This is a genomic window from Pseudomonas sp. ANT_J12 (assembly GCF_008370045.1).
GTDB lineage: Bacteria > Pseudomonadota > Gammaproteobacteria > Pseudomonadales > Pseudomonadaceae > Aquipseudomonas.
The window spans coordinates 388,266-410,825 of sequence record NZ_VOBN01000002.1; the positions used below are offsets into that span (position 1 = coordinate 388,266).

Below are 22,560 nucleotides of genomic sequence, written 5' to 3' on the forward strand. Positions count from 1 at the left end.
ATTGAACAAGTTGCGCAACGTGCTCAGCACCTGGCAGGAACAGGTGGCGGTGTCCCTGCCCGACGAGGCCGCCATTGCGCCCGATGCCGTCAGGCATGTGGCCGACCGCCTGGTGGAATGCTTCGAGCGAAAACCCCGGGTGTTCGATGAACGCAGTACGTCGCTGAGCGGCGGTTATGCGCTGGACCTGTCCAGCGATTTGCGGCGCTACAACCTGGAACGCTGGTGGAAAAAACTGCCGGACATCAGGCCCTGGCTCGAGCAGATCACCACGCTGAATCTCGATGGCATGGATTTCTCGCTGCGCTCGGACGGGATGTTGCGCAATTTCACCCAACTGCGCCAGTTCAGCGCGCGCCGCTGCGGCCTGACGGGCCTGCCGGCCGGAGTCGGAAAGATGTCCGGCCTCGAAACCCTGCGCCTGAGCGACAACCGCATCCGCCTGACCGAGGAGGCCGTGGCGCAACTGGCCAACCTGACCCGCCTGCAAACCCTGCGCCTGGAATACAACGTGCTGGGCCTGCCACCGAACGTCCAGCGCATGCCGCGCCTGAAGGTCCTCAACCTCGCCTACACGGGCCTCGCCACCTGGCCCGAGGGCTTGCTGAGCCGGCCGCGTCCCCGGGGCTTTTTCCTCGACCTGTCGGGTAACCCGATCAACACCGTTCCCCGGGCCATACGCGGCTCGAGCAATGCGTGGACGGTCGCCCGGACGCGACTGGACGCCCGCCAATTGCTCGACGCCCATCGTCAGACGTTGTATTCGTACCGCCGCTCGGTGGGCCTGCACCGGGAGAACATCTACGAACCGCTGGCGCAACGGGCGCGGGACAAATGGCCGCTCAATGACGACACCTCACTGTGGGGCAATCGCTCTCCTGGCCTGGGCACCTGGCGCGCCGAAGCCTGGGACCACTTGATGAACGAAGCCAACAGCGAAGGGTTTTTCCGGCTCATCGACAGCCTGACCACCTCCGCCGATTACCGGGCCGGCGGCTGGGTGCGGGAACAACTGTCGCGCCGGGTCTGGGAACTGATCGATGCCATGGACCTGGACACGCCCTTGCGCGAAAAGCTGTTCCGCACCGCTGAAAACCCGGAAAACTGCGCGGATGCCCGCTCCGAGCTGTTCAACAGCATGGGGGTGCAGGCGCTGGTGTCCCAGGCTTACGCCTATTCGACGTCGGCGATTGAACTGGAGCCGCGGCTGGTGAAATTGGCCAAAGGTGCGACGCGCCTGGACCGGGTCAACGACATCGCCCGGGCCGATTCCCTGTCGCGCCCCAGCCGGGCCGAAGAGGTGGAAATCTACCTGGCGTATCAAACATCACTGGCGCGACGCCTGGACCTGCCCTGGCAGTCCGACTCCATGCTCTACCGAACTGTCGCGGCGGTGCCGGACGAGGCCATCGACCGGGCCTATGCCACCGTGATGGAACTGGAAAGCGGCGACGGGCTGGTCAATGGCATGCTCGAACAACCGTTCTGGGAAAACTATTTGCGAGAGACCTACCCCGAGCAATGGCTGGCCAACGACCAGGATTTTGATCAGCAGCTGGACGCCCTGGAAGAACAGCGCAACGCCACCGGCAGCCAGCCAGCGATGAGTGATCAGGCCTACACGACCCGGCTCAATGAGTTGACTTACAACCGACTGACACTGGGCCGCCACCTGACCCGCGAGCTGCTGAAAAAGCAGGGGCTGGAGGCATAAAGCCGATCAGCCAAGCCTGACACCGAACTTGTGGCCAGGGGGCTGCTGTGGCGGGGGGGCTTGCTGTGGCGAGGGGGCTTGCCCCCGCTGGGCTGCGAAGCGGCCCCTCTCTTTTGCCGGAGAAAGGAGAGGACTGCTGTGCAGTTCAACGGGGGCAAGCCCCCTCGCCACAAGTGCGGTGTCGCGCCTACAGGCTCACACCTCCGAATCCCAAATCACAGTGATGTTGCCCTTGTAGGGCCGCCCCTTGCTGTTGCGGATGAAAAACGCGGTATCACGTTCCGGCACTTCGAAATGCAGGGTTCCCGGCTTTCGATCCACATAGACGCCAGGCTGGAACGTCACCGATTCCTCACGGTTCAACAACAATCGATTGACCGGTTTGCCGCTGCTGTCGGTCAGCCCGTGGGGCAGGCTGACGCTGACGGTGACCAGCCCGGCATAACCCGACTCCCGATCAATGATCCCGCAGCCCTCGCTCAGGTCAAGCTCGCACTCCAATTGCATCTTGAACCGCGATGACGCCGAGATGAGGAAGGTCTGGTCACGCAACAGGCGCGTGGGTGGCCGTGCCTGATCGAGCCAACTGCTCCACCCGCCCTTGGGTTCCAGGAGGATTTGAGTACCGCCGGGTGGAAGGTCGACTTTGAGGGTGTGTTGCACATCGAGGACGAAGTCCAGGGTCAGGTTGCTGTCAGTGGGTTGCATGTTGCCGATGTTGAAATCCCCGCCGGGACCGATCTGGTAGTTGATCGACCCGGTATAGAGCCCGCTGGACATGCCCAACGGGTTGGGCGTGCGCAGTTCGTAGGCGAAATCCAGGGTGTCGAAATACATGGCGGGAATCCGGAACGCCGCCACTTTTGTGCAGTTGGCTTCTACGGGGGTTTTCCAGAAAAAACGATAGGTGGTATCGCTGTAAGCACCTACACCACTGTACGTACAGGGCGGCGATGCATAAACTCAACTGCTCATCTGCCCGCCCCAGAGTTGCTGGTGCCCTGCGACCGCGGTCGCGGCTCCCGTGAGGTTCATTGCCGTGTCACTCAGCACGTAATCGGAACCTATACCGCTGATGCGTACTTCAACGGTTTCTGTTTCCTGAGTGTCCCGGTTGGTCACCGTCAATCGGCGCCAGCCAGCCGGCACCTTGATCGGTACCTCCGACCCCGGGGCAATGTCAGTACGCGGGTGGAAGCGCTCCGGCAGCCGGATACTGAACATGTCCTGTTGTGTGCACTCCTGCGGGTAACTGGCGCAGTAACCGCTGTTCGGTGTCTGGTTGATAAACACGTTTTTTTGCGGCTGCGACGAATCCGGCGTGAACAGCGCCCGGATCTCCTGATTGACCGCCAGCGCCGAAGGCGCAACCAGCATCAGTGCCAGTCCGTAGATAGACATTTTCATGGGTTTCAACCTGCCTTCAGATCAGTCGATGTGACATCAGCCAAAAGCCGCAGCACCGCCCCTTGCGGGTCTACCCGCCCGGTGCCTTGGCGTTGAACAACAGCAACACATTGCCGTAGTAATCGCCGGGGCGATAACCACCCGCCGGCAACTGCGGCTCGATTTCCAGCAAGACCCGCGAGCCCACCGCCGCATCGGCGGCGGACACCACTAGCCGGGGTTCGACGGCGTGACTCAGTTCGACGCCATTGAAGCTGACCCGCAATTGGATATCGTCCGCCGGGTGGCCGTTGCTGAGGTAGGGCTGCAACTCCAGGCGCGCTTCGATCGCGCTGGTGTCGTGGCGCACATCAAAATATTTGCGCAGGCTGCCCAGCCGGGAAGTCTCCCTGAGCCAGGGCAGGATCTGCTCGCGGTGAATCCAGTCCGATTGCGCCGGCGTCACATAAAACGAACGCGTCGGCACTGTCAGGCTGACTTAGAACGTGTGCTCCTCGCGCGCCGCCAGTGCCGAAAGACTCATCAGCCCCGTGGCCGCCATCAACGCCGCAACCGTGCATTGCTTGATCATGTTTTGTTACCCACAAAGATTTAACACTGCAGCCCGCGACCACATGAACCGAGTTTCACCGACTGACATCAGCCTTACCGACTGGCAATTTTCAGCGACTTCTTGCTGTCGCCTTCGATCACCATGAAGCGGTATTCACGTCCCTTCTCTTTATCGAAACCAAAGGACCTGCCCGCCAACACGTGGTGCTTGGTGGTCGGCCCGCAGTCGTTTTCCTTGCTCAGCGAGCAGCTCTTGAACTCGTCGACCACCAGCACGGTATTGCCGTTGTTGCGCAGTTCATAACGGCTGGCGGTGTCATTGACGGCCGTGTCGTAGCGGGCATTTTGCGGGCGCACGAAAAAGATCGTGCCGAACCCGGTCATCACGTTGACCCCCGCCGACAGGCTCTTTTTATAGTCGTCGCGCTCCTCGCTGCTGATCACGAAATCGTCTTCTTTCTCCGGCACCACGGGGATGAAACGCACACGGAAGTAACGCTCGACGTCACGCTCGCCCATGTACAGCAAACGCGTGCCCTGCATGCCTTGGGCTGGCACGATCAAGCGCGCCGGGCTGGCCATGATGCCCTTGCGGGAGGTGCCGTCCGCCGAGCTTTCGACCGGGATTTCGCGGGACGTACCGTCGGCGTCGTAGACGATTTCCAGGACATTGATCTTGACGAATGCGGTGCTGTCGCCGCTGTTGAACACCCGTTTCAGGTAGGTGCTTTTATCGCCATCCAGGTAGTCGTAGACCGTGCCGACATTGATCTGCGGGCCGGCCTGCACCGCCAGGGAAAATGTACCGAGCAACCCCATCAACAACAGAAATCTCATTGCTTTGCGCCTCTTGAAAAATACCTGCGGGCTGACCCGGACGGTCAGACTTCCGAATCCCAGATCACGGTGATGTTGCCCTTGTAGGGCCGCCCCTTGCTGTTGCGCACAAAAAACGCGGTTTCGCGTTCCGCCACGTCGAAATGCAGGGTTCCCGGTTTTCGATCCACGTAGACACCGGGCTGGAACGTGGCCGAGTCCTCGCGGTTCAACGGCACGCGCATGGCCGGTTTGCCGCCGCTGTCGGTCAACCCGTGGGGCAGGCTGACGCTGACGTTGACCAGCCCGGCGTAACCCGACTCACGATCGATGATCCCGCAGCCGTCGGTCAGGTCGAGCTCGCATTCCAGTGACATCTTGAAGCGCGATGACGCCGAGATAAGGAAGGTCTGGTCACGCAACAGGCGGGTCGGCGGACGACCCTGATCGAGCCAGCTGCTCCACCCGCCCTGGGGTTCCAGGACGATGTGATTGCCGCCGGGCGGAATATCGACTTTCAGGGTGTGTTGCACATCAAGCACGAAGTCCAGCGTCAGGTTGCTGTCATTGGCGACCATGTCGCCAATGTTGAAATCCCTGGCCGCGCCGTTGAGCAGGTAATTGATCGACCCGGTGTAGAGCCCGCTGGACATGCCCAGCGGGTTGGGCGTGCGCAGTTCGTAGGCAAAATCCAGGGTGTCGAATGACATGAACGGGATTCGAAACGACGTGACTTTGGTGCAGTCGCCTTCGCTCGGGGTTTTCCAGAAAAACCGATAGGTATTGGGGCCGTAGGCACCGACACCGCTGTAGAGGCAATTGGCCGGTGCATAAACCCAACTCAGTCCACCCCAGAGCTTTCGGTGCCCTTCAAGGATGTCGGTTTCCCCCGTCAGACTGGCGGCGGTATTGCTCAGGACGTAATTGGAACCAATGCCGCTGATGCGCACTTCAACGATTTCCGTTTCCAGGGTGTCGCTGTTGGTCACCGTGATTTGGCGCCAGTAGGCCGGTACGCGGATCGAAACACCCGCCATGGGCAGCATGGGGCCTTTGGGGCCGAAATTGATCGGCGCGCGGATGCTGAATGTTTCGTTCATCCTGCACTCGTCCGGGTAGGTGGCGCAGTAACCGCTGTTCGGTGTCTGGTTGATAAAGACATTTTTCTGCGGCTGCGACGGGTCCGGCGTGAACCGCGCCCGGATCTCCTGATTGAACCCCAGCGCAGAAGGCGCGACCAGCGCGAGCGCCAGCCCGTACATACTCATTTTCATAGGTTTCAACCTGCCTTCTGATCGGTCGGCGTGACGTCGGCCAGGGTGTCCGGCGTGCAGCGCAGGTCCCCGATCATCAACACGTTGTTTTCACTGCGATGACGATTGGCATCGAGGCGGAACTGACACAGCAACTGATTGCCCTGGCGCACTTCCAGGGTCGGTGAAGCGGCGTGCATTTCCATGGAGAAGAAGCCGTCGACCTCGGTCACCCCGCGACTGGCGTGGTTGATCACGTGATGGCCCTTGAGCGGCCGGCCCTGGGCATCCACCAGGCGACCGAGCACGGTGAGGGTTTTCATCACCCGCACCTTGCGGTAATCCACGCCGCCCTTGTTCAGGTGATAACGGGTCCGTTGCGGCTCGATGTTGGCGGCCGGCACGTGATTGCCTTCGAAATCGAAACTCACCGAGCTGTTCTGGTACGCCGTGATCGGGATGAAGTTGCGTCCCGGACGCAAGGCCACGCTGCCGCCGCTGAAGTCGTCGGCGCGCAAGGCGATGCCGTCGATGTCCGATTCCACATCGACAATCAACCCGGCGCCGCGCACATCGCTTTGGCTGGTCAGGGCCATTTGCTGGCTGCCGATGGCCAGGGTGCTGTCCAGGTTCAAGCCGCCGGTGAAGTTGTTGTTGTAGGAGGAACGCTGGACAAAACCGTCGCCCCGGACTGCCTCGGTGCGGAACGCGGCCAGGCTCGACAAGCCGACGCCGTACGTGTCCGTGAGTGCAGTGACCGAGACGTTTTGCAGCACGTGGTCCTTCAGGTCCTTGCGCCAGCCCAGGGACGCATTGTTATCGCGCCCGCCTTCACGGGCGGTGCGCGAACCGATGCTGCCGGTGATCTGTTGCCCGGGCGCACCCAGCGCCAGGTTGAGGCTCAGATCGACTCCGCGATTGCGATCATCGCCGCTGCTGAAACTGCCGGGGCGATCGAACAGCGACAAGCGCCAACTGGCATCGCTGCCCCAGAGCACAGTGCGTTGGGTCCAGCCCAGGTCCAGGCCAATCCCCTCGACATTGCCCTCACTGTGGGACACCCGGGCATTGATCGAGCTTTTGCTGCTCAGGCGATGATTGAGCGCCAGGGACGAGTTGCTGGTTTCGCCGATGAACACGTTGCGCTGGCGCACCCGGGTGCCGTCGGGCAGCACATCGTAGATATCCGTGGTGTCGAGCCAGCTGCGGTTATGGCTGATCACCACACTGCCGGAGCCGTAGCTGTACAGGCTTTGCAGATCGACGCCGGTGCCGTGGTCCTCGGTCTGGTAGACGTTGGCATACAGGCTCAGTTGATTGGCCAGGGTCCAGTCGATGGACGTGCCGTACTGCATTTTTTCCCGGATCTGGCGCGCCGACAGCCCCAGAATCACCCGCGGATGCAGCAGGTAATTGACCGAGGCACCGGCCGTGGCGCTGCCGCTGGCCTGCTGGTCCCAGTTGCTCAGCAACTTGGTTTCTTCCCCGGCAAACAGGTTATAGCGCCAGCGCTCGTCGAGGTTGCGCCAGTTGTTGGGTTTGTAGACCAGCTCCTGGGTGGTGGAGGTCGTCTGGCCGTCTTCGATCAGCCGCACTTCCACTTCGTAGATGCCACCGGGCAACGGCCGGGTGTCGAGGGTCTGCAAACCGGCGGGCACCGATTGGGTATTGATCAGCAAACCCTCGCGATAAATTTCCACCGACGCCTGGCGGTTGGCCGTGACGTAGATCGGATAGATGCTGGGCGCCGGGTTGTTGATCGCCAGGCTGTCGGAGCTGCCATACATGACGCCGACGGTGGTGTCGGGGCTGTTGCCAAACGTGCGCGGTTGGCGGGTCAGCCCTTCGGAATTGGGGGTGAAATAGCCCAGGCGCAGGAACGTGCCCTGCAATTCGCGCTGGGTATAAAGCTCGTGTACCGCGTGGTAAAGCTGATTGTCCGGGCCGCCGAGACGGGCCAGTTGCATATTGAACGTCTGGCTCCAGTTGCCGAGGCTGCCACTGGCTTCCAGGCCGAAGCGTCCGCCCAGGTCCTGGTCCTGACCACCGTTGAGGTTGAGCTGATTGCGCAGCATCAAGCCACTGCTGCCGCCCTCCGGTTGTTCGAAGTACCGCTTGACCTCGGTGTCGCGCTCGGCGTTTTCGGTGAGGATCGACAGCAGCGAGTTTTCCAGGTTGTAGTGCACCGCCAGCAGTTGTTCCGGGCATTGCCGGGTGCAACTGCCCAGGGGCACGCCGGGTTTGAGATAGCTCGCCCAGGTTTCACGCTCGGCGGCGTTGAAGCGGCTGTCGCGGGTGTCGGTGAATTCGAGCAGGGTGATTCGGTCATCCCGGGACAGCACGACCATCGCTTCCCCCAGGGGTTGTTGATCGAGTTCCACACGAACCGCCAGCGGCACATCAAAAAAGTGCTCCTCGAATTCCGCCGGCAAGCCCTTGGCCTGTGCCAGCAGACTTCGCGGTGTAGTACCGGAGGAAACCGGAGCCGCCACCGCGCTGGCACAAAACAACAGCGCAAGCGCAGCCGCGATGGGGGTCATCGGGAACATGAACTCATACTCAGATTGCAAACCAATGGAAATCCGACGGGCAGGACACATTGCCCGCCCGCCGGTTGATGCCAAGTAAGGGTAAGTTAGCGAACACCGCCAACTGGAGGGACGGCATCAAAGACCATGGCCACCGAGCCGGTGTAGTCACCCGGTGCGAAAGTTGTACCTTTGGCGCTGATGAGCAGCGGCGCACGGAAGTTCACATCGGACTCGGATTCACCGGCGACCATTTGCGGCGTGGTGGTCAGTTCCTTGCCACTGATTTGAACTTGCAAGTCGATGGTGTTAGCACCGGAATACAGTTTTGGCGCGGTCACGACACTGGCGTGGACCGAACCGTTGTTGTTGCGCATATCAAAGAAACCTTCGATGTTTGCCGGTTTGCCGGTGGTCGGCTGCATGTCCATGCGCTGGTCCTTGTTGACCAGGTCTGGATCGACAGGCACCACGTAGAAACCGTTGGTCGGTACATGGGCGACAATGCTGATCGAGTGACGCGCTTCACCGGCGGCGAATGCCATGGAAGAGGTCAGCGCCAGCAAAGCCAGTGGTGCAGCAACAGTCATTTTCTTGAACATCTTTAAGTACCTGTCTTGTCAATTAAGTGGCTTATTAAAAGTTCAAACCCTGCCATGCCTGCCGGTAGGGGCCTGAACTTTCAACGCCAGCAAATGATCCGCTACCGCCCTCGGAATGTAAGCAAGTAACTTCCGACGGACATGTAGTTAGATGCCCTCGCAACAGGTCGGACAAAAGAACAAAAAAGGCAATTATCGATGGATAACTGTCAGCACTTTCCTACCGACAGTTTTATTAAAAAAACCATACAGCGATATAACGAGTAAATACGGGGCCAACGGCACTTGCGGACTATAAACCGATGAATTAATAGAGTGATAACTTTAACTTTAAAGTTACGCGGCCTTGAGCCACCGAAAAATCGATTTGACGATGCCAGGGCTGACTCGCCAGCCAGGCACCGTTCGTCGGCGTGCGGAAAGGTCTTTCGGAAAAGGTCTTGCGCCGGTCTTAAGATATATCTTAAGTTGTATCTAAATACGACGAGAGCACTGAAAAAATGAGAGACCATCATTCCCACCGCGAACACGGTGACGGCCGCGACGGCTTCGAGAAACGCCCTGGCCGCGAACGCGGCGGACGCGGCCCACGGGTGTTCGCCCCCGGCGATTTGAAATTGCTGCTGCTGGCGCTGATCGCCGAACAGCCGTGCCACGGCTATGACCTGATCCGCCAGATCGAAGGCATGTTCGACGGCGCCTACAGCCCCAGCCCCGGGGTGATCTACCCGACCCTGACCTTCCTCGAAGAAAGCGAAATGATCACCGGCGACGCCGAGGGTGGAAAAAAACGCTACAGCGTGACCGACGCCGGCCGCCAATCTCTGGGCGACCAGGCAATTGCCCTGGAAGGCGTGCGGATGCGCATCGACGTGAGCAAACGTTCCCTGCGCGGCCATGATCGCCCGGCGGAAATCCACGAGGCGGTGCATAACTTGCGTCATGCCCTGCAACTGCATCACGGGCGCTGGAGTGCCGAAGAAATCGTCCGCGTCGCCGCCCTGCTCAACAACACCGCCAAAGCCATCGTCGACGGCCCTGCCGTTCAAGCCGCCCAGGAGAACGCCGAATGAATGTCGTTTTTGAAAACCAGACCATCCATCGCGTGATGCACGAAATCAAACGCCGTCGGCTGGAGGTGTTGCGAGTGGTCGACCTGACCCCGCGCATGCGCCGCATTACCTTGGGCGGGCCGGAGCTGGCGGGCTTCGTCAGCCTCGGCACCGACGATCACGTCAAACTGCTGTTCCCGCAGAACGCAGCGGAAGCGGCGGCACTGGAAACCCTGGTGCTCGGCGCCGGCAAGACCGATCAACCGCTGCCGGCCATGCGCGACTACACGCCCCGGCGCTATGACCTGGACACCCTGGAACTGGACATCGATTTCGTCCTGCACGGCGACGGCCCTGCCTCGACCTGGGCCGAGCAGGCGCAGCCCGGGCAATTCCTGCACATTGGCGGGCCACGGGGCTCGATGATCGTGCCGGACATCTTCGACAGCTACCTGCTGATCGGCGACGAAACCGCCCTGCCCGCCATCGCCCGCCGCCTGGAAGGCCTGGCGCCCAACCGCCGGGCGCTGGTGATCATCGAGGTGGAAAACGGCGGTGAGCAACAGACGCTGGAAAGCCCGGCGCAGGTGAATGTCATTTGGGTGTTGCGCGATAACGGCCAGAACAGCCTGCTGAACGCGGTGAAAGAGTTGCAGGTGCCGAGCGGTAATCTGTATGCGTGGGTGGCGACCGAGACCAAGGTTTCACGGCAGATTCGCCGGGTGCTGCTCGATGAGCATGGGCTGGATGAGCAGTTGGTCAAAGCGGTGGGTTACTGGCGGGCGGATGGCACCCTCGAAGAGTGATTGATGTTTGTGGCGAGGGGGCTTGCCCCCGTTCGACTGCGAAGCAGTCGCAAAATCAACAAACGCGATATGCCAGATAAAATTCGTATACAGGTTTTGGCGCCGCTTCGCGGTGCAACGGGGGCAAGCCCCCTCGCCACAGTGGGTGCTCACCTTAACGTTGAGCGCCAGCGATCCAAGCCCACGATCAATAACGCAATCACGACAAACCCCACCAATATCCCCCCGGCATTGAGAAACACCTGTGGATAACCCAGGGCGCTCACATCAATGAACGGATACGGGTAAGCACTCAGCACATGCCCGCGCAGCAGCACATAAGCGAAATACACCAGTGGATAAATCACCCACAGGCCGATATGCGCCAGGCGCAACGTGCCTTTGGGCACGCAGCACCACCAATAGAACAGAAACAGCAGCGGCAGGATGTCGTGCAGCAACTCATCGGCGAGCAGTTGCCAGCCTTCGGGGTGCCAGAGATGGCGCAGCAACAGGCTGTACGCGAGGCCGACCACGGCGATGCTCACGGCGATCCCGCTACTCACCGACGGCTGCAAAAACCAGCGCCGCGCCGCCGACTCCCGCGAGGTCAGTTCGCAGGTCAGCACCACCGCCACCAGGGTATTGGTCAGCACGGTAAAGAAGCTGAAGAAACTCATCAGCCCACCCAACAGACTGGCACCGATTTCCCAGCGGGTGCCGAGTATCAGGTACAGCTGAACGCTCAGGCCAAACCAGCCCAGCACCGCCGCCACGGCAACAAAACGACGCCTCGGGGCAGCTGAAATAAGCATGTTCAGAGCGGACGCTTGGTACGCATCAACTTCACGTACAGGCGTTCGACCTTCTCCCGCGCCCACGGGGTTTTGCGCAGGAAGGTCAGGCTCGACTTGATGCTCGGATCGCTCTTGAAACAGCGAATATCAATGCGCTCGGCCAGCCCCGACCATTCGTAATGTTCAACCAGGGCGTTGAGGATCTGTTCCAGGGTCACGCCGTGCAGCGGGTTGTTGTTCTGTTCGGTCATGCCGGGCCTTTGCGCGAAGAAAGAATAAAGAAGCCGCGCACCTTAGCCGAGGGCTTCGTTGGGTGGAAGGACTGCGTTAACTGTAGGTCAACCACCGTGCTTTTGTAGGAGCCAAGCTTGCTGGCGAAGGCGATCTCAAGGACGCCTTCGCCGGCAAGCCGTGCTCCTACAGTTTTAGCGGGAGACGGCGCGGTTCAGTAAAACCGTCGCGGGTCGGTATCGATCAGGCTTGCCAGTTTGGTCAGGGCAAAGCGCAGTTCGTCCTGGCTGGTGGGCGACATCAGCACCAGCCGCACACTGCGGGTCATCCCCGAACGCTCGGCCTGGAACTGCGTACCGCTGAGCACCAGCACACCATTGGCCCGGGCGAGCATCGTGAATTCGTCGCTGGTCCACGGCTCGGGCAAGGTCAGCCAGACGTGGTAGGCATATGGCTGGGTCTTGAGTTCGAAACCGGCAAAGATTTCCCGGGCAATGGCTTGCCGCGCAGCCGCTTCGTTGCGCTGGATGCGGATCAGTTTCTTGTCCAGGCCTTCGGTGATCACGTTGCTGGCCAGTTGCGCGGTCAGCGGCGATGGCATCCACACGCTGCTGCGCACCATCGAAGTCAGGCGCGACAGCAGTTTCGGCGGGCTATACAGATAGCCGATGCGCAACGCCGGCATGACCGACTTCGACAAGCTGGTCAGGTACACCGAACGCTCCGGGGCAAACGCCGACAAAGGCTTGATCGACGGGTCGGTGGCGAGGAAGCCATAGATGTCATCGTCAAGGATGATGAAGTCGAACTCCTCGGCCAGTGCCGCGATCTGCGCCCGGCGCTGTTGCGACATGATCGCCGCCGTCGGGTTCTGACAGGTCGCCACGCAGACCAGCATCGCCGGTTTCTCCCGCAGGCACAGTTCGCGCAGCGCCTCGGGGATGATCCCTTCGTCGTCCATCGCCACGCCACCCAGGCGTCGCTCCAGACCATGGGCCAGGGAAATGATGCCGGGGTAGCAAAGTTCTTCGCAGAGCACCAGGTCGCCGGCGTTGGTCAGGGCGCTCATCGCGACCATCAAGCCATGCTGCGCGCCTGCGGTGATCACCACTTGCTGCCATTGCGCATCGGGCAACCACTGGCGCAGAAACTGTGCACCCGCCTCGCGATGCGCCGGGTGACCGCCGTCCGGCGCGTAGTCGAGGGCCCGGGCGAAATCAGTGCTCTTGGCCAGGCCGATCAGGGCATCGCGCAGCCAGTATTCCAGGGTTTCGCTGTAGGGCTTGATGATGGACAGGTCGAGTAATTGCGACTGTCCCAGGTTCAGCGTCGTCGGGACGGGGCTGACCGGCAATTCGCTCGGCGCCTGGCTCTGCACATAAGTGCCGCGCCCCACTTCCCCATGGACCAACCCACGCCGATGGGCCTCGCTGTAGGCGCGACTGATGGTGCCCGGCGTGACCTTCAGCGTGGTGGCCAACTCGCGCAGGGTTGGCAGGCGATCGCCCTGGCTCAACACGCCATTGCTGATATCGCGCGCCAACGCATCGGCAATCGACAAATACATCGGCTGGCTGAACTCGCTTAGCTGGGGAACCCACATGAATGATCGCTGCCCATCGTCGTGAAAAAAATCGGAGCATATCACATCGATGTTCGAGCACTTGTGCAGGGATCAATGGTGAACATTGAGTCGATCTTTAAATGAAACAGGCGCAGATAATAAAAAATATTCACAAGTTAAAAACATTACAAATCAATCAGTTAAATCCAAATGATTCGATATTTTTCTCTGACTTGATTTTTCATTATTGAATCAACTCAATTCATTCAAATACACTCATCGCAAATCGAATCAATCAACTCAATCCCACCCTGATCACTGCGCGCCTCTGCCGCGCCAAGTCGAGACATCATGCACACACTCAGAAAGGATCTATCCCTGTCAGCGGTCATTGCAGGCTTCATCGCGGTGATCATTTCCTACGCTGGCCCGTTGATCATCGTGTTTCAGGCCGCCAAGGAAGCGCACCTGCCCAACGACATGGTGTCGTCGTGGATCTGGGCGATTTCCATCGGCAGCGGCATCACCGGCCTGTTCCTGAGCTGGCGCCTGCGCATTCCCGTGATCACCGCGTGGTCGACGCCGGGCGCGGCGTTGCTGGTGTCGATGCTGCCCAGCGTCACCCTGCCCCAGGCCATTGGCGCGTATGTGGTGGCTTCGGTGATCATCGCCGTGGTCGGATTGTCCGGGGCGTTCGACAAACTGATGAGTCGCCTGCCCAAAGCCATCGCCGCCGCCATGCTCGCCGGGATTCTGTTTCGCTTCGGCGCCGAGCTGTTCACCTCGATCAAGCTGCAACCGGCGCTGGTGCTGTCGATGATCGCGGCCTACCTGATCTGCAAACGCTTGTCGCCGCGCTACGCGATTCTGTCGGTGCTAATTGTCGGTTGCGCCGTGGCGGCGTCGTTCGGTGAACTCAACAGCGCTTCGATCACCATCGCGGTGGCGCATCCGGTCTTCACGGCGCCTGAGTGGAGCTGGCACGCGATCATCAACATTGGCCTGCCACTGGCACTGGTGACCCTGACCGGACAGTACGTGCCGGGCATGGCAGTGTTGCGCACCTCGGGCTACAACACCCCGGCGCGCTCGATTATTTCGGTGACCGCAATGGGCTCGATCCTGATGGCGCCGTTCGGCTCCCATGGCTTTAACCTGGCCGCGATTACCGCCGCGATCTGCACCGGTCGCGAAGCCCACGAGGACCGGGACAAGCGCTACATCGCCGGGATTGCCTGCGGGGTGTTCTACATTCTGATGGGCACGTTTGGCGCGACCCTGGCCTCGGTGTTTTCCGCCCTGCCCAAAGAGTTGATCGCCTCCCTCGCCGGACTGGCCTTGTTCGGCGCGATCAGTGCCGGGCTGACCGGGGCGATGGCGGATGAGAAGCAGCGGGAGGCGGCGTTGATTACCTTTCTGGTGACCGCTTCGGGCATGAGTTTCCTCGGGTTGGCTGCGGCGTTCTGGGGTTTGATCTTCGGCCTCGTCGCCCACTTCGTGCTGACCTGGACGCGAGCACGCAAAGTCGCTGCTGTCACCGCGGGCAACTAACCAATACCTGCACACCACAATCCCTGTAGGAGCGAAGCTTGCTCGCGAAAGCGCCGGTTCATTCAACATCAATGTTGAATGCCAGGACGCCTTCGCGAGCAAGCTTCGCTCCTACAAAGGGTATTTTCAGCCTGCGGCGCCCTGTCGCAGACGACTGTTACCAAATCCGAAACGCTGCATGTCAGTAAAAGCGCTTTCTCTCTTTGTCACAGATCATTATCCTGCCGCCCTTAAGCTGAAACGCTTCACTGCCCGCTCCACCTCGTTGCGTTCAGTTCACCCCCCAGAAAAAGATCAAGAATTTCTACTTTATGCCCGACTTTCCATCTCCGCGAGACAGCGCTGTCTGCACCCCTGTGGCCCAGCGAAAAGCCCTGAACCTGATCGGCGGCCTCAGCGCCTTCGGCCTCGCCACCTGCGTTCACGCGGCCCCGGCTTTCGATAGCGAATCGCCGTGGATGCTCGGCGACTGGAACGGCACGCGCACAGAACTTTCGGAAAAAGGCTACGACTTCAAAGTCGATTACACCGGCGAAATGGGCAGCAACCTGCACGGCGGCTATGACCACGACCGCACGGCGCGCTACAGCGACCAGTTCGGCCTCGGCACGCACCTGGATCTGCAGAAGATCCTCAGTTGGGACGACGCCGAATTCCAGCTGACCATCACCGAACGTAACGGCAACAACATCAGCAACGACCGGATCAACGACCCACGGGTTGGCGGCTTCACCTCGGCCCAGGAAGTCTGGGGCCGTGGCCAGACCTGGCGCCTGACCCAGATGTGGTACCAGCAGAAATTCTTCGACCAGAAGCTCGACATCAAGGTCGGCCGCTTTGGCGAAGGCGAAGACTTCAACAGCTTCCCCTGCGACTTCCAGAACCTGGCGTTCTGCGGCTCGCAAGTCGGCAACTGGGTCGGAGGCATCTGGTACAACTGGCCAGTCAGCCAGTGGGCGATGCGGGTCAAATATCACCTGACACCGGAGTTGTACGCGCAGGTCGGCGCCTACGAGCAGAACCCGTCGAACCTCGATCGCGGCAATGGCTTCAAGCTCAGCGGCAGTGGCACCCAGGGCGCGATCCTGCCGATTGAACTGGTGTGGACGCCCAAGCTCAACGGCCTGCCCGGCGAGTACCGCGCCGGTTATTACTACAGCAACGCCAAGGCCACTGACGCCTACAAGGACAGCAATGGCCAGCCCGCTGCGCTCAGCGGCGAAGCCTATCGCAGCGCGTCGAGCAAGCATGGCGTGTGGCTCGGTGTGCAACAGCAGATCACCAGCCGCGCCAGCGACAACTCCCGAGGCTTGAGCGTGTTCGCCAACGGCACGATGCACGACAAGAAGACCAACGCCATCGACAACTATGTCCAGGCTGGCGTCGTCTACAAAGGTCTGTTCGATGCACGCGCCAAGGACGACATCGGTTTCGCCCTGGCCCGCGTCCACGTCAACCCGGCCTATCGCAAGAACGCCGAGGCGACCAACCAGGCCCGCGCCGTTTATGACTACGACGATCCGTCGTTCCTGCCGCCGCAAGACACCGAATACAGCGCCGAGCTTTATTACGGCGTGCACGTCACGAATTGGCTGACCGTGCGCCCGAACCTGCAATACATCCGCCACCCCGGTGGCGTGGACAAGGTCGATGACGCGCTGATTGGCGGGATCAAGATCCAGTCCTCGTTCTAACCACACCGCAACCCTTGTAGGAGCAAGGCTCGCCCGCGAAGAGGCCATCACATTCAACATTGATGTTGGCTGACACGCCGCCTTCGCGGGCAAGCCTCGCTCCTACAGATTTAACTGAACCATGCCCACGCCAGATCGTCATCTACAGTGAACTTGCGCGGGACTACTTAAACGTCACGGAGAACCACACTATGAGCACTGATGGTGCTTTGAGTCGAAGCCGTCTGCTACCGAGCCTGCTCGGTATCCTGCTTCTGCTAATGGGCCTGGCCATGCTGGCCGGCGGTATCAAGCTGAGCATGCTCGGCGGCTCGCTGTATTACCTGCTGGCCGGTATCGGCATCGCACTGACCGGCGTGCTGTTGATCGCCGCCCGGCGCGCCGCACTGGGCCTGTACGCACTGGTGCTGTTCGCCAGTACCGTGTGGGCGTTGTGGGAAATCGGCCTCGATTGGTGGCAACTGGTGCCGCGTCTGTCGCTGTGGTTTGCGCTGGGTGTGGTCCTGCTGTTGCCGTGGTTCCGCCGACCGTTGCTGCGCAATGGCGCCGCACCGCTGGGCACCGCTGCGTTGAGCGTGGCCGTAGTGCTGGCCGGTGCCACAGCCGTGGCCAGTCAATTCACCCATCCGAATGAAATCTTCGGCGAGTTGGGCCGCGATACCACGGACCTGACCAGCACCGCCCCGGCGATGCCCGACGGCGATTGGCAGGCCTATGGCCGCACCGAATTCGGTGACCGCTACTCGCCGCTGAAGCAGATCACCCCGGCCAACGTCGGTAAGTTGCAGGAAGCCTGGCGCATCCAGACCGGCGACCTGCCGACCGCCGATGACCCGGTGGAGCTGACCAACGAAAACACCCCGCTGAAGGTCAACGGCATGCTCTATGCCTGCACCGCCCACAGCAAAGTGTTGGCGCTGGACCCGGACACCGGCAAGGAACTGTGGCGCTTCGACCCGCAGATCAAGAGCCCGGTGGGCTTCAAGGGCTTCGCCCACATGACGTGCCGTGGCGTCTCTTACTACGACGAGAATGCCTACGCCCAAGCAGGCACTGCCTCGGCCGCCGTCATCTCCGAAGCCGGCAAAGCCGTTGCGCAGGCTTGCCCGCGTCGTCTGTACTTGCCGACCGCCGATGCACGCCTGATCGCACTCAATGCCGACACCGGCAAGGTCTGCGAAGGCTTCGGCACCAACGGCGTGGTTGACCTGACCCAAGGCATCGGCCCGTTCACCGCTGGCGGCTACTACGCCACCTCCCCGGCCGCGATTACCCGCGACCTGGTGATCATGGGCGGTCACGTCACCGACAACGAATCGACCAACGAGCCGTCCGGCGTGATTCGCGCGTTCGATGTGCATGACGGTCACCTGGTCTGGAACTGGGACAGCGGCAACCCGGAGGCCACCGAGCCTTTGGCGCCGGGCAAAACCTACACCCGCAACTCGCCGAACATGTGGTCCCTGGCCAGCGTCGACGAGAAACTGGGCATGGTCTACCTGCCTCTGGGCAACCAGATGCCTGACCAGTACGGTGGCGACCGCATGCCAGGTGCCGAGAAATTCAGCGCCGGCCTCGTTGCTCTCGATTTGGCCACCGGCAAGGTGCGCTGGAATTACCAGTTCACTCACCATGACCTGTGGGACATGGACGTGGGCAGCCAGCCGACCCTGCTGGACCTGAAAACTGCCGACGGCGTGAAGCCGGCGCTGATCGCGCCGACCAAGCAAGGCAGCCTGTATGTGCTCGACCGTCGCGATGGCACGCCGATTGTGCCGATTCGTGAGATCCCGGTGCCACAAGGCGCGGTCAAGGGCGACCATACCGCCCCGACCCAGGCCCGTTCGGACCTCAACCTGCTGGCCCCGGAACTGACCGAAAAAGCCATGTGGGGCGCCAGCCCGTTCGACCAGATGCTGTGCCGCATCCAGTTCAAGGAACTGCGTTACGAAGGCCAGTACACCCCGCCGTCGTTGCAGGGCAGCCTGGTCTATCCGGGTAACGTCGGTGTGTTCAACTGGGGCAGCGTGTCGGTCGACCCGGTCCGCCAACTGCTGTTCACCAGCCCGAACTACATGGCGTTCGTCTCGAAAATGATCCCCCGCGCCGAAGTCGCGGCGGACAGCAAGCGCGAAAGCGAAACGGCTGGCATCCAGCCTAACGCTGGCGCGCCGTACGCCGTGACCATGCACCCGTTCATGTCGCCGTTCGGTGTACCGTGCCAGGCCCCGGCCTGGGGCTATGTCACCGGTATCGACCTGACCACCAACAAAGTGGTGTGGAAGCGCAAAAACGGCACCAGCCGTGACAGTTCGCCAGTGCCTATCGGCCTGCCGATCGGCGTGCCAAGCATGGGCGGCTCGATCGTCACCGCGGGCGGCGTCGGCTTCCTCAGCGGTACCCTCGATCAGTACCTGCGCGCCTATGACGTCAATAGCGGCAAGGAACTGTGGAAGTCGCGCCTGCCGGCCGGCGGCCAAGCCACCCCAATGACCTACACCGGCAAGGACGGCAAACAATACGTATTGCTCGTCGTTGGCGGTCACGGTTCGCTGGGCACCAAGATGGGTGACTATGTGATTGCTTACAAACTGCCGGAATAAGCGTTAGCGGCAGTTGAAAACAGGGCGGTTACCTTCGGTAGCCGCCCTTTTTTGTGCCTGCGGATCCGCTGGTCGGGGCTGGGATGCCGGGGTCAAATCAGGCAAGATCGGGCGTCATGACCGGGACAATGTCCTGTTGAATTGCTGCGTACCCAAGGAGAAATTCCAGGCATGAACCGGCCTCCCCCCTCGCTCGACCTGAGCCTGCTCACCGGCAAAATAACTTTCGACGACCTGTCGATCTTGTCCGACCAGCCCCTCGCCAGCCAGATCGACTCACTCAAGGAAGACCTGCTGCAAGTCGAATACGGCGAGCACCTGCTGCTGGATGTCGGCTGGTATCCCGAGTTCGATAAGGGTGGAGCCTTTCAGGTGGTGGTGATCAAGGATCGGGATTGGGGTCAGCCGCAGTGGACGGGACGGGCGAAAACCCTGGCAGAACTCACCACACGCCTGATCGAAGCGCAACGCGAGTTGTACGCATGGCTCAACCGGGAAGACCGCCATGGATAGCCCAACGAAGCAAATTGTCGTCCCGTTAAGTCTGGCAGCCTTGCGGCGCCTGGACTTTGATCAAAGCCTGTCGGGTGACCTCGAAACGTGGACGTTGAGCGCCGAGCACTACCAGCATCTGTGGGATTCAGGCCTGATCCAGCGCCTCAACAAGGTTCTGGGCTGCTTGATCGATGACCATGAAGACGCCAGCATCCAGGGCGTCACCGCGCTTGAAAGGGTTCAGACCCTGTTGGAGCAGTCAGCCCTGCCGGCAGACCTCAAGGCACGCCTCCAGCAGTTGACCAGCCTGGCTCGCCGCAAAGCCACCGGCCTGTTTTTCTACTTTTGATCGCTCGGCCGAAATATTCAGGGACCCATCACCTGTCAAAACCCTGAACACACCCCCTGAAATATCCACTGCCATTGAAACCACCCCCCACCTGCCCCATCTAAGACCCATACCCCATTGCGCAGGTGCCCCATGAGCGACCAGCAAGAATTTCCTGAAGACCCGAGCGACTACGCCGAAACCGACCACATCGAACACCATTCCACCGGCAAAGGCCTTGCCCTGCCTGGCCAGAACCTGCCGGACAAGGTCTACATCATCCCGATCCACAACCGCCCGTTCTTCCCGGCCCAAGTGTTGCCGGTGATCGTCAATGAAGAACCGTGGGCCGAAACACTGGACCTGGTGAGCAAATCCGATCATCACTCCCTGGCCCTGTTCTACATGGACACGCCCCAGGAAGATCCGCGTCATTTCGATACCGGCGCGCTGCCGGAGTACGGCACCCTGGTCAAGGTGCACCACGCCAGTCGTGAAAACGGCAAATTACAGTTCGTCGCCCAGGGCCTGACCCGGGTGCGCATCAAGACCTGGCTCAAGCACCATCGACCGCCGTACCTGGTGGAAGTCGAATACCCGCACCAGCCCACCGAGCCGACCGACGAGGTCAAGGCTTACGGCATGGCGCTGATCAATGCGATCAAGGAACTGCTGCCGCTCAACCCGCTGTACAGCGAAGAGCTGAAGAATTATCTCAATCGCTTCAGCCCCAACGATCCATCACCCCTGACCGACTTCGCCGCCGCCCTCACCTCCGCCACCGGTGGCGAGTTGCAGGAAGTGCTCGACTGCGTGCCGATGCTCAAGCGCATGGAAAAAGTCCTGCCGATGCTGCGCAAGGAAGTCGAAGTTGCGCGCCTGCAAAAAGAAATCTCCGCCGAAGTGAACCGCAAGATCGGCGAGCATCAGCGCGAGTTCTTCCTCAAGGAACAGCTCAAGGTCATCCAGCAAGAGCTGGGTCTGACCAAGGATGATCGCAGCGCCGACATCGAGCAGTTCGAGCAACGCCTGGAAGGCAAGGTCCTGCCGCCCCAGGCGCAAAAACGCATCGAAGAGGAAATGAACAAGCTGTCGATCCTCGAGACCGGTTCGCCGGAGTACGCAGTCACCCGCAACTACCTCGACTGGGCGACCTCGGTGCCGTGGGGCGTGTATGGCGAGGACAAACTCGACCTCAAGCACGCACGCAAGGTACTGGATAAACACCACGCCGGCCTGGACGACATCAAGGACCGCATCCTCGAATTCCTCGCGGTCGGTGCCTATAAAGGCGAGATCAGCGGTTCCATCGTGCTGCTGGTGGGTCCGCCGGGCGTGGGCAAGACCAGCGTCGGCAAGTCCATCGCCGAATCCCTCGGCCGACCGTTCTACCGCTTCAGCCTCGGCGGCATGCGTGACGAGGCCGAGATCAAGGGCCATCGCCGCACCTACATCGGCGCGCAACCGGGCAAACTCGTGCAGGCGTTGAAAGACGTCGAAGTGATGAACCCGGTGATCATGCTCGACGAGATCGACAAGATGGGCCAGAGCTACCAGGGCGACCCGGCCTCGGCGCTGCTGGAAACCCTCGACCCGGAACAGAACGTCGAATTCCTCGACCACTACCTGGACCTGCGCCTGGACCTGTCGAAAGTGCTGTTCGTCTGCACCGCCAACACCCTGGACTCGATCCCCGGCCCGTTGCTCGACCGGATGGAAGTGATTCGCCTGTCGGGCTACATCACCGAAGAAAAAATCGCCATCGCCAAACGTCACCTGTGGCCGAAGCAACTGCAGAAGGCTGGCGTTTCCAAAGGCAGCCTGAGCATCAGCGACAGCGCGTTGAAAGCCTTGATCGACGGATATGCCCGCGAAGCCGGGGTGCGCCACTTGGAAAAAGAACTGGGCAAACTGGTGCGCAAAGCCGTGGTCAAGTTGATCGACGAGCCGAAAGCGGTGATCAAGATCGGCCCCAAAGACCTGGAAGCCTCGCTCGGCCATCCGGTGTTCCGCAACGAGCAAGTCTTGTCCGGCACCGGCGTGATTACCGGGCTGGCCTGGACCAGCATGGGCGGCGCGACCCTGCCGATTGAAGCCACGCGGATTCACACGCTCAACCGGGGCTTCAAACTCACCGGGCAACTGGGCGATGTAATGAAAGAGTCGGCGGAGATTGCCTATAGCTACGTCAGCTCCAACCTGAAGTCGTTTGGCGGCGATCCGAAGTTCTTCGACGAAGCCTTCGTCCACCTCCACGTGCCGGAAGGCGCCACCCCGAAAGACGGCCCGAGCGCCGGCGTGACCATGGCCAGCGCCCTGCTCTCCCTCGCCCGTAACCAGGCACCGAAAAAAGGCATCGCCATGACCGGCGAGCTGACGTTGACCGGGCATGTACTGCCGATTGGCGGGGTGCGCGAGAAGGTGATTGCGGCGCGGCGGCAGAAGATCTTTGAATTGATTTTGCCGGAGCCGAATCGCGGCAGTTTCGAGGAGTTGCCGGATTATTTGAAGGAAGGGATTACGGTGCACTTTGCCAAGCGGTTTGCGGATGTGGCGAAGATATTGTTTTAAACGGTTCAAATGCGCCA

At 60.9% G+C, this 22,560-nt stretch carries 18 protein-coding genes and 1 pseudogene; 9 read left to right on the forward strand and 10 right to left on the reverse strand.

What is annotated here, in order from left to right:
- Position 1 precedes the first annotated feature (1 nt).
- Positions 2–1,714, forward strand: coding sequence for an NEL-type E3 ubiquitin ligase domain-containing protein (locus tag FQ192_RS34330; RefSeq protein WP_256672235.1), 1,713 nt, complete (start codon positions 2–4; stop codon positions 1,712–1,714).
- A gap of 195 nt (positions 1,715–1,909) precedes the next feature.
- On the opposite strand, the gene FQ192_RS34845 is transcribed toward FQ192_RS34330, so the two are convergent.
- The 7 genes and pseudogenes from FQ192_RS34845 to FQ192_RS07595 all read right to left on the reverse strand — a co-directional run bounded on the left by FQ192_RS34845 (position 1,910) and on the right by FQ192_RS07595 (position 8,872).
- Positions 1,910–2,551 carry a hypothetical protein gene (locus FQ192_RS34845; protein ID WP_306108886.1) on the reverse strand — a complete coding sequence of 214 codons (642 nt, stop codon included), beginning with the start codon at positions 2,549–2,551 and terminating at the stop codon, positions 1,910–1,912.
- 126 nt (positions 2,552–2,677) lie between these two features.
- Positions 2,678–3,121 carry a hypothetical protein gene (locus FQ192_RS34850; protein WP_306108887.1) on the reverse strand — a complete coding sequence of 148 codons (444 nt, stop codon included), beginning with the start codon at positions 3,119–3,121 and terminating at the stop codon, positions 2,678–2,680.
- A 70-nt stretch (positions 3,122–3,191) separates the two neighbouring features.
- A pseudogene (locus FQ192_RS07575) lies at positions 3,192–3,692 on the reverse strand (CS1 type fimbrial major subunit).
- Between the two features lie 74 nt (positions 3,693–3,766).
- A complete protein-coding gene (locus FQ192_RS07580; protein WP_149658036.1) occupies positions 3,767–4,510 on the reverse strand; it encodes a molecular chaperone in 744 nt (247 codons plus the stop codon).
- Positions 4,511–4,554: 44 nt separating this feature from the next.
- Positions 4,555–5,763 (reverse strand): hypothetical protein, encoded by a 1,209-nt coding sequence (locus FQ192_RS07585; RefSeq protein ID WP_149658037.1) that lies wholly within the window; start codon positions 5,761–5,763, stop codon positions 4,555–4,557.
- A gap of 5 nt (positions 5,764–5,768) precedes the next feature.
- On the reverse strand, positions 5,769–8,291 hold the full coding sequence (locus FQ192_RS07590) for a CS1-pili formation C-terminal domain-containing protein (RefSeq protein ID WP_149658038.1): 2,523 nt from the start codon (positions 8,289–8,291) through the stop codon (positions 5,769–5,771).
- 86 nt (positions 8,292–8,377) lie between these two features.
- Positions 8,378–8,872 carry a CS1 type fimbrial major subunit gene (locus FQ192_RS07595; RefSeq protein ID WP_149658039.1) on the reverse strand — a complete coding sequence of 165 codons (495 nt, stop codon included), beginning with the start codon at positions 8,870–8,872 and terminating at the stop codon, positions 8,378–8,380.
- A gap of 500 nt (positions 8,873–9,372) precedes the next feature.
- Here FQ192_RS07595 and FQ192_RS07600 point away from each other — a divergent pair, with 500 nt between their 5' ends.
- A complete protein-coding gene (locus FQ192_RS07600; RefSeq protein ID WP_149658040.1) occupies positions 9,373–9,945 on the forward strand; it encodes a PadR family transcriptional regulator in 573 nt (190 codons plus the stop codon).
- A complete protein-coding gene (locus FQ192_RS07605) occupies positions 9,942–10,730 on the forward strand; it encodes a siderophore-interacting protein (protein ID WP_149658041.1) in 789 nt (262 codons plus the stop codon). The genes FQ192_RS07600 and FQ192_RS07605 overlap by 4 nt, the downstream gene beginning before the upstream one ends.
- A 149-nt stretch (positions 10,731–10,879) precedes the next feature.
- Here the strand turns inward: FQ192_RS07605 and FQ192_RS07610 are convergent, their stop codons facing one another.
- The 3 genes from FQ192_RS07610 to FQ192_RS07620 all read right to left on the reverse strand — a co-directional run bounded on the left by FQ192_RS07610 (position 10,880) and on the right by FQ192_RS07620 (position 13,340).
- A complete protein-coding gene (locus FQ192_RS07610) occupies positions 10,880–11,524 on the reverse strand; it encodes a Pr6Pr family membrane protein (RefSeq protein WP_149658042.1) in 645 nt (214 codons plus the stop codon).
- A 2-nt stretch (positions 11,525–11,526) separates the two neighbouring features.
- Complete coding sequence (locus FQ192_RS07615; RefSeq protein WP_007903672.1) at positions 11,527–11,757, reverse strand: VF530 family DNA-binding protein; 231 nt, start codon at positions 11,755–11,757, stop codon at positions 11,527–11,529.
- A 194-nt stretch (positions 11,758–11,951) separates the two neighbouring features.
- On the reverse strand, positions 11,952–13,340 hold the full coding sequence (locus FQ192_RS07620) for a PLP-dependent aminotransferase family protein (protein WP_149658043.1): 1,389 nt from the start codon (positions 13,338–13,340) through the stop codon (positions 11,952–11,954).
- A 312-nt stretch (positions 13,341–13,652) separates the two neighbouring features.
- Here FQ192_RS07620 and FQ192_RS07625 point away from each other — a divergent pair, with 312 nt between their 5' ends.
- The 6 genes from FQ192_RS07625 to lon all read left to right on the forward strand — a co-directional run bounded on the left by FQ192_RS07625 (position 13,653) and on the right by lon (position 22,543).
- Positions 13,653–14,852 (forward strand): benzoate/H(+) symporter BenE family transporter, encoded by a 1,200-nt coding sequence (locus FQ192_RS07625; RefSeq protein ID WP_149658044.1) that lies wholly within the window; start codon positions 13,653–13,655, stop codon positions 14,850–14,852.
- A 311-nt stretch (positions 14,853–15,163) separates the two neighbouring features.
- Positions 15,164–16,546: a carbohydrate porin gene (locus FQ192_RS07630; RefSeq protein WP_149658045.1), complete on the forward strand. Its 1,383-nt coding sequence runs from the start codon at positions 15,164–15,166 to the stop codon at positions 16,544–16,546.
- A 191-nt stretch (positions 16,547–16,737) separates the two neighbouring features.
- Entirely contained in the window at positions 16,738–19,149 is a 2,412-nt protein-coding gene (locus FQ192_RS07635) for a glucose/quinate/shikimate family membrane-bound PQQ-dependent dehydrogenase (protein ID WP_149658046.1), read from the forward strand.
- A 171-nt stretch (positions 19,150–19,320) separates the two neighbouring features.
- Complete coding sequence (locus FQ192_RS07640) at positions 19,321–19,662, forward strand: hypothetical protein (protein WP_149658047.1); 342 nt, start codon at positions 19,321–19,323, stop codon at positions 19,660–19,662.
- Positions 19,655–19,993 carry a hypothetical protein gene (locus FQ192_RS07645; RefSeq protein ID WP_149658048.1) on the forward strand — a complete coding sequence of 113 codons (339 nt, stop codon included), beginning with the start codon at positions 19,655–19,657 and terminating at the stop codon, positions 19,991–19,993. The genes FQ192_RS07640 and FQ192_RS07645 overlap by 8 nt, the downstream gene beginning before the upstream one ends.
- A 132-nt stretch (positions 19,994–20,125) precedes the next feature.
- A complete protein-coding gene (gene lon, locus FQ192_RS07650; RefSeq protein WP_149658049.1) occupies positions 20,126–22,543 on the forward strand; it encodes an endopeptidase La in 2,418 nt (805 codons plus the stop codon).
- Positions 22,544–22,560: the final 17 nt, after the last annotated feature.